We start from the raw sequence: 7,623 nt of genomic DNA on the forward strand, positions 1-7,623 counted from the left end.
GGTAGGCGTGGCGATCGTCGGACGCCCGGTGTCGCGGGTGATCCAGTCGCAGGGCGCGACGCTCGAAGTGATCCGCACGGCCACGGACGGCACCCGCAACGCGAACAGCATGCTCTACGGCGCTGCACGCCGCGCCGCGTTCGCGCTCGGCTACGACCGGCTCATCACGTACACGCAGGCCGACGAAGGTGGCGCGAGCCTTCACGCGGCTGGTTTCCGCGTCGTCGCTCAGCGCCCGCCTCGCCCCGGCTGGGACACGCCCTCACGACCGCGCACGAACAGGGCCGACAACGTGCCGCGCGTGCTCTGGGAGTCGGTCACCCATTCGACCGATCCGTCACCCGACCACACGGATGGTGGCCGGGATGCCTAGGTTGCTCGATCTGTTCAGCTGTGCGGGTGGTGCCGGGATGGGCTATCACCGTGCCGGGTTCGAGGTCGTCGGTGTCGACATCGTGCCGCAGCCGCACTACCCGTTCGAGCACCACGTTGCCGACGCGCTCGCGTTCGCGGTCGAGCATGGTCGGGAGTTCGACGTGATCCACGCCTCGCCGCCGTGCCAGGTGTACAGCGCATCGGCGAACGCGCACGACGTGAAGCATCCCGACCTGCTCGCTCCGACGCGTGAGGTACTGCGATCGCTCGGCGTGCCGTACATCATCGAGAACGTCGAACGCGCGCCCCTGATCGATCCCGTGCTGCTGTGCGGATCGATGTTCGGCCTACGCGCTCCCGACGTGGATGGGGTCGAGTTGCAGCTACAGCGTCACCGCCTGTTCGAGACGTCATTCACAGTCGGTATGGCCCCGGCACCGTGCGCGCACGATGGCGCTCCTGTCGGCGGCTCCTACAAGGGCGCGCGGCGACGCACACCCGAGGATCGCGACCAGAAGCGGCGCGGCGGCTACACCCCCGCGCTGCCGGTTCGAGCTGCGCTGCTCGGCATCGACTGGATGGACATGCGTGACGAGCACGAACTCGCGCAGGCAATCCCGCCCGTCTACACCGAATGGCTCGGGGGCCAGGCGCTCACTCACCTCCATGAAAGGACAGCAGCATGACCGCGATAGTGATCCACGACATCGAGACGCACGAGACTATCCACCGCATCGACACGACAAACCTCGACCGGCGCGCCCGAGAGAAGGCGTTCATGGGCGTCGCGATGCAGACCGACTTCGACCGGTACTACATCGCCGAGGAAGGCGAGGGCGGCACGACCGATCGGGGGTCTGACGATGCCTGAGCCGATCAATCTGCGGGTGCCGAAGTCGATGCATCCCGACGATGTCGTGTGGGCGTTCCGCTACGGCGTGGCGTGGGCACGGTACTCGGTACTGGGTGACGCGTCAGCGATCCGCCGTCACGGCCTCGCCTACACGAACCACTACCGCAACGTCCACGCACTCGCTGACAGGGTGCGCGTCGCCGCGATCCGTCGCCTCCGCGATCGCGTGGCTCAGCAACCGACCGATCCGTCACCCACAGAGGAGACCCGATGAGTTCCCAGCCGAAGGAGTGGGTGACGGTCGCCGAGGCCGCGGGCTAGTCCGACGACTTCAGGGAGATCTGGATGCCGCGCGGCGAGAGTCCCGTGATCTCGCCGGCGCGCACCCAGGTCACCCCGGATCCGAGCGCCTGACGCAGGACGTGGTTGCGGTACTGGCGCTGCTGTTTCGTGCGCTGCTCTAGCTCCTCGAGCTTGGCCTGCGCGGCTGCCAGATCGTCTTCCACGGCCACACGGAGAACTCTACCTGGGTAGAGCAACACCCGCTATACTTTGGTATAGCGATGGAGGGGAACAGATGGTCGAGTACTACGAGGTCGCACCCCCCGGCTACGTCCCGATCGGGCAGGCAGCCGGCACCGTGAACCGCAGCACCCGCACCATCTACGAGTGGGTCCGCTCCGAAGGCGTCCGCACGTTCAAACGCTCCAACGAACCAGCCCTCGTGAACCTCGACGACGTCCTCCGCGTCGAGAGCGTCCGCCAGAACGGCCGACGCCGGAAACCACGACCCCCACACGCGTGACACGCCGCCCGCCTACTTGACACTAAGCCGCACTGGCTGCAATCTGACCGAGATGGTGGCGAACTACGCCCACCGAACACACTCAGCCCCGGCCCTGACCACAGGTAAACCGGGGCTTCGTCGTACCATCCCGCGTTCGTAGCTCAACAGGCAGAGCACCGACCTCCCACGTCGGGGGTTGCGAGTTCGAACCTCGCCGAACGCTCACACCACGTCACCCGCTGACCGCGCATCACGCGCCAACCCTGAACGTGGCCTGGCGCCACCGAAGAGGTGAACCACCATGGCCACACGCGCCCGTCGTGCACATCGACCAGTCGAAGCCCTTACGCGCGAGAAGATCCAGGAGGCGGCTCGGGACGGCTCGCGTAGCCGTAACTCCATCGCCCGCGAGTTCAGCGTCTCAGGTGAGACGGNNNNGGCTCACGCGCTGGACATCGCTGCTGAGCAGCAGACGCTCCTGCGGATGATGGTCGCTGAGGTGCAGGAAGAGCTCGACCTGCTGAACGCCCCGTACCTCGTGTGGTCGTTCGGGGGCATGGATGGCGAGATCCATTCGCACCTCCTCGACGCTGCCCCAATGGACGTCCGCAACATGGCGATCCGTTCCGCGGCGACCGTCGTGGACAAGGTGGCGCGTCACCTCGGGACGACTCCGGAGGGTGCGGCCGCAGCGGAGTCGGTGCTGGACCGTATCGAGGCGGAGTTCGACGGCGAGTTCGCCGAGGCGGACGACACCGAGTTCGGCGGCGTGGGGTGACTCGACCGCCGGCGCTGTCACGGAAGCAGCGGTGGAGCATCGCCCGCGCGTCGCGGCGGAAGATCGCGCTGTGGGTCGGTGCGGTGTCGGCGGGCAAGACCATGGTGTCTCTGCTCGCTCTGTTCATCGCGATCCGGCACACCAAGGGTCGCGGCCTGATCGTCATCGTCGGGAAGACGTTGCAGACGATCGAACGCAACGTCATCGGCGAGATGCAGAAGCCGGAACTGTTCGGGCGTCTCGCGAAGCAGGTGAAGCACACGACCGGGTCGAACACGGCGATCATCCTCGGCCGGGTCGTGCATCTCGTCGGCGCGAACGACGCGCGCTCTGAGGAGAAGATCCGCGGGTCGACGATCGAGCTCGCGTACGTCGATGAGGCGACGCTGGTTCCCGAGGCGTTCTGGGCGATGCTGCTGACCCGTCTGCGTGTCGCCGGCGCCCGCCTCCTCGCGACTACCAACCCTGGATCCAGTCAGCATTGGCTGCGCGTGAAGTACATCCTCGACGCGGACGCGCAGAACATGATCGTGTTCCACTTCACGATGCACGACAACCCGCTCTACTTCGAGGGCGGCGACCCGGGCCCGTCGTACATCGCCGACATGGAAGCGTCGTTCCGGAAGTCGAAGCTGTTCTTCGACCGGTTCATCCGCGGCCTGTGGACGAACGCTGAGGGCGCGATCTACGACGGTTGGGACCCGGCGGAGCACGTGATCCCGTGGGAGCAACTCCCGCCCATGTACAGGCTCCTCGGCGTCGGCATGGACTTCGGCACCCAGCACGCCACGTCGGTGATCCTTCTCGGCCTCGGCTACGACCGGAAGCTGTACGCGATCGACGAGCTCCGCATCGAGTCGGACGCGCAGACGCACCGCCAAGCCCCATCAGTACAGGCGAAAGCGATCGCCGACTGGTTGAAGATCAACCATCTCCCCGAGGGGTTCCTGCGNGGAGTGGACACCGCCCCGGCCGACAACTCCGTCGCGTACGGCATCGGCCTCGTCGCGTCTCTCCTTGCCCGCGGCCTGCTGAAGGTCACCGACCGGTGCTGGGGCGTCATCAAGGAAGCCCCCGAGTACCGGTACGACCCGAAAGCGCAGGAACGCGGCGTCGACGAGCCCATCAAGGACCGCGATGACTCCCTCGACGCTCTCCGCTACGTGATCGCCTCCACCGAGTACGAGTGGCGCGACGAAGTCGGCCCGAGACCACACACGTTCTGACCTGGGAAGGGGGAACCTGATGCCGCTCCCCGCTTCGTCCCTGACCGCACAGTGGCCGCCGAAGGTCCTCGACAACCTGCTGCCCGCGATGGCCCGGTGGGGTGCGTGGTGGGCGAACGACCTGAACCGGCTGCAGTACGTGTACGGCGGCGGGATCATGCCGGACCGGACGGGGTTCTTCGCTTCCGACACGGGCGGCATCAAGGTCCACTCGCTCGGCCCGATCCGCTGGTTCGTCGCGCAGCCCGCGATCGGTACCCGCCTGAACACGAAGCTCCCGGTCCCGATCGCTGCGGAGATCTGCCAGGCGTCCGCGGATCTGCTGTTCTCCGACCCGGTGACGGTGACCGCGAATGACGAGGCCACGCAGGCGCGCGTCGGGGAACTGCTGGACGACGGGTTCCACTCGTCGGTCGCGGAAGCCGCGGAGATGTCGGCCGCGCTCGGCGGCGTGTACCTCCGCGTCACGTGGGACGACACCGTGAAGCCCGACGGCCCGTTCACGACCGTGAAGGACGCTGACGAAGCGATCCCCGAGTTCCGGTTCGGTGTGCTCACCGCGGTCACCTTCTGGGCTGTGGTCGCTCGCGACGGGAAGAACGTGTGGCGTCACCTGGAACGCCACGAGCTGACCGCGCTCGGGCGGGGTGTGATCCTCCACGGCCTGTACGTCGGGGACGACACGACTCTCGGCATGCGCGTCGGCCTCACCAGCCGCCCCGAGACAGCGCCTCTCGCGATCCACGCTGACCTTTCCGCCGAGGGCACGATCGACACCCTGTCGCCGGGCCTCGCGGTCACGTACATCCCGAACCAGACCCCGAACCGGTCGTGGCGTCACGACCCGCTCGGGCAGAACCTGGGACGCTCCGACCTCGACGGCATCGAGCACCTGATGGATCAACTGTCGGAGACGATGTCGGACTGGATGCGGGCACGCCGCGCCGCGCGCGCCCGCGTGCTGGTGTCGAAGGAGCTCGCGAAGTCCGCCGGCCCCGGTCAGGCGTCCGTGGTCGACATGGATCAGGAGACGTACGTCTCGACCGACATGAGCGGCCAGTCCGGCACGGCACCCCTGTCGATGGCGGACCGGATGAACGTGATGCAGCCCGCGTTCGACCCCGCCGGGTACAAGGCCACCGCCGACGAGCTGGTCGAGCAGATCCTGCAGATGGCGGGCTACTCGATGTCGACGTTCGGTGTGCAGGGTGAGCAGCGCGGCGACCGCACGGCGACGGAGATCGAAGCCCGCGAACGCCGCTCCCTGATGACCCGTGCACGGAAGATTCGGATCTGGCGTCCCGCACTCGAGGCGTACATCGAGAAGCTGCTCGCCGTGGACCGTGACTTCTTCGGCCACCCGAGCAGCGGTGAAGTGCACGTCGAGTTCTCCGATGGTGTGCAGGAGTCGCAGTTGCATCTCGCGCAGACCGTGCAGGCCCTGTACGCGTCGGAGTCCGCGTCGGTCGAGGAGCGGGTGAGCATCCTGCACCCCGACTGGGACGAGACGCAGATCAACGACGAGGTCTCGAAGATCAAGACGGAGTTCGCGCAGACGCTGCCCGACCCGATGATGAACCCGTTCGACCAGGCGGCGTCGGGTGACCCCGCAGCCGGCTGAGCCGTCGTCGGAACAGATCGCGGCAGCACTGATCGGCCTGTACGTCCTTGCCGAGCATGAGCTGCTCGCGGGAGTGTCGGCGGTGCTGCGGATGCCGTGGTCGGTGTCGCGGGACGCGTTGATCCTGACCCGCGCGCGTCTCCTCGTTCGCCAGGTGCTGACGTACCTCACGGCACGGTCCACCCCGATGCTGCAGGCGATGATCACTGCCGCGGTGGCTGAGGGCCGCCGGGACGCGGAACTCGTCCTCACCCGGGCGCACCAGGCCGGTGGCGGTGGTGGTGGGCGTGTCCCCCCGGGCCGGGATGTGACGTTCCCCGGCGGTGACCCGTTCGACCTGTCGATGCCTCACGGTGAACGCGCAGCGGCCGCGATCCGCAACGACATCGTGTCGTCCCTCGATGACGTCCGGTTCCGGATCACCCGCCTCCCCGACGACATCTACAAGATGATCGCCCCGAACGGCGCGGTCCGGCAGGTCCTCGACAACAACGTCACCCCCGCGCAAGCGCAGGCGATGGCGTGGCGGGTGTTCGTGTCGCAGGGCATCACCGGGTTCACCGACAAGTCCGGCCGGAACTGGTCCCTGTCGGCGTACACGGAGATGGCTGTCCGCACCGCCGCGACCCGCGCGTACAACGCGTCACACCTCGCCCGCATGCAGGCCCTCGGCGTCGACTACTTCTCGGTGCCCGACACGGGGCATCCGTGCCCGTTGTGCTTCCCGTGGCAGGGGCGTGTGCTCACCGCGACCCCGGTCGCGTATCCGACGATCCCGGTCGACGCGACGATCGCGGAAGCGACCGCGGCGGGCCTGTTCCACCCGAACTGCAAGCACACGCTCATCCCCGTGTTCCCCGGGGTGACGGTGCTGCCCGAGGCCCACGTGTGGACCCCGGAGATGCAGGACGCGTACGACCTGTCGCAGAAGCAGCGTCGCCTCGAGCTGGACGTGCGGAAGGCGAAGCGGCAGCTCGAGTTCGCGGTGTCTCCGGAGACCCGCGCGGACGCGCGCGTGAAGGTGCGTGCGGGTCAGGCGAAGCTGCGCGACTTCGTCGCGACGTCCGGGTTCGCCCGCGACTACCGGCGTGAGCAGGTCGACCTGACCGACGCCCGCATCAAGCTCCCGACTCCCATCCGGTGAGTCGGGTCATCCCCAAGCAAGGAGAACGATCATGGCACTCACCGATTCTGACCTCGTCGACCACGACGACGACGCTGACCTCAAGGCCGCGTCCCAGCGAACCGACGATCGACTCAGGATCGCGTCCGACTCGCCCCCTGCACCCGATCACGCAAGGCGTCTGGCAACTCAGCAGGCCATCCGCGGCTACCTCTGGGACGCCGCGTTCGAGATCGAGGCGAATGTGCAGCCCTGCCGTGAAGCATCTCTGGCCCTCACGCACCTCGAAGAGGCGCTGATGTGGGCGGGCAAGGCCATCTTCCGCTGATGCCCACCCGCCAACGGAAGGCCCGGAAGCGCGCCGGCATCGCGTTCACGAAGACGCCGAAGACAGCCCCCAGCGTCCCGACACCCCCAAGCCTCGGTCTCACGTCGATGGCCGAGATCCTCGCCGGCCTCGTCATCCGCGGCCGGTAACCATCCCCACCACGAGCCTGGCGCTCGGAAGGAGCACGACCATGTTCATCAAGAAGCCGTTCCCGCTGCTGCGGTTCGTGGGCGACGCCGTCGAAGGCACGTCGACCCCGCCCGCTCCGGCTGCGCCGGCCGCGCCCGCCGAACCGGCCGCACCGCCCGCGCCCAGCGAGAAGGTCGAGGACCTCCCCGACTGGGCACAGAAGGTCATCCGCGACACCCGGAAGGAAGCGGGCGACTACCGCACCGCTGCGAAGACCGCCGCGGAGGAGGCGCAGAAGGCCCTGACGGACAAGCTCGCCGTCGCCCTCGGCCTCAAGCCGGACGCCGCGACCGACCCCGCCGCGCTCACCGCGTCGCTGACGAAGGCGCAGCAGGACGCCGTC

9 protein-coding genes, 1 tRNA gene and 1 pseudogene are annotated in these 7,623 nt (G+C 67.8%); 10 read left to right on the plus strand and 1 reads right to left on the minus strand.

Annotation, left to right across the window (positions count from 1 at the left end; all coding sequences use genetic code 11):
• The 4 genes from ASG00_RS02930 to ASG00_RS02945 all read left to right on the plus strand — a co-directional run.
• A partial coding sequence (locus ASG00_RS02930; RefSeq protein WP_056206847.1) for an XF1762 family protein occupies positions 1-373 on the plus strand: 373 nt, incomplete at its 5' end.
• 1 nt (position 374) lies between these two features.
• Positions 375-1,061: a DNA cytosine methyltransferase gene (locus ASG00_RS02935; protein WP_200930840.1), complete on the plus strand. Its 687-nt coding sequence runs from the start codon at positions 375-377 to the stop codon at positions 1,059-1,061.
• Positions 1,058-1,246: a hypothetical protein gene (locus ASG00_RS02940; RefSeq protein WP_056206726.1), complete on the plus strand. Its 189-nt coding sequence runs from the start codon at positions 1,058-1,060 to the stop codon at positions 1,244-1,246. The genes ASG00_RS02935 and ASG00_RS02940 overlap by 4 nt, the downstream gene beginning before the upstream one ends.
• The gene (locus ASG00_RS02945; RefSeq protein WP_056206729.1) at positions 1,239-1,502 is read left to right on the plus strand and encodes a hypothetical protein; all 264 of its coding nucleotides are present in this window, start codon (positions 1,239-1,241) and stop codon (positions 1,500-1,502) included. The genes ASG00_RS02940 and ASG00_RS02945 overlap by 8 nt, the downstream gene beginning before the upstream one ends.
• 43 nt (positions 1,503-1,545) lie before the next feature.
• Here the strand turns inward: ASG00_RS02945 and ASG00_RS02950 are convergent, their stop codons facing one another.
• Complete coding sequence (locus ASG00_RS02950) at positions 1,546-1,740, minus strand: hypothetical protein (RefSeq protein ID WP_056206732.1); 195 nt, start codon at positions 1,738-1,740, stop codon at positions 1,546-1,548.
• A gap of 425 nt (positions 1,741-2,165) precedes the next feature.
• On the opposite strand from ASG00_RS02950, the gene ASG00_RS02960 reads away from it, so the two are divergent.
• The 6 genes and pseudogenes from ASG00_RS02960 to ASG00_RS02990 all read left to right on the plus strand — a co-directional run.
• Positions 2,166-2,238, plus strand: a tRNA-Gly gene (locus tag ASG00_RS02960).
• A gap of 551 nt (positions 2,239-2,789) precedes the next feature.
• Positions 2,790-3,745, plus strand: a 956-nt coding sequence (locus tag ASG00_RS18840) for a phage terminase large subunit (RefSeq protein WP_442922590.1), incomplete at its 3' end; no start/stop codon positions are given.
• A gap of 293 nt (positions 3,746-4,038) precedes the next feature.
• Positions 4,039-5,640 carry a phage portal protein gene (locus ASG00_RS02975; RefSeq protein ID WP_056206743.1) on the plus strand — a complete coding sequence of 534 codons (1,602 nt, stop codon included), beginning with the start codon at positions 4,039-4,041 and terminating at the stop codon, positions 5,638-5,640.
• The gene (locus tag ASG00_RS02980; protein ID WP_056206746.1) at positions 5,621-6,784 is read left to right on the plus strand and encodes a phage minor capsid protein; all 1,164 of its coding nucleotides are present in this window, start codon (positions 5,621-5,623) and stop codon (positions 6,782-6,784) included. The genes ASG00_RS02975 and ASG00_RS02980 overlap by 20 nt, the downstream gene beginning before the upstream one ends.
• Before the next feature lie 31 nt (positions 6,785-6,815).
• Positions 6,816-7,091, plus strand: coding sequence for an Acb2/Tad1 domain-containing protein (locus ASG00_RS02985; RefSeq protein WP_056206749.1), 276 nt, complete (start codon positions 6,816-6,818; stop codon positions 7,089-7,091).
• A gap of 190 nt (positions 7,092-7,281) precedes the next feature.
• Positions 7,282-7,623 (plus strand): annotated as a pseudogene (locus tag ASG00_RS02990) (hypothetical protein); the annotation flags it as partial.

The organism is Microbacterium sp. Leaf351, assembly GCF_001423825.1.
Lineage (GTDB): Bacteria > Actinomycetota > Actinomycetes > Actinomycetales > Microbacteriaceae > Microbacterium > Microbacterium ginsengisoli.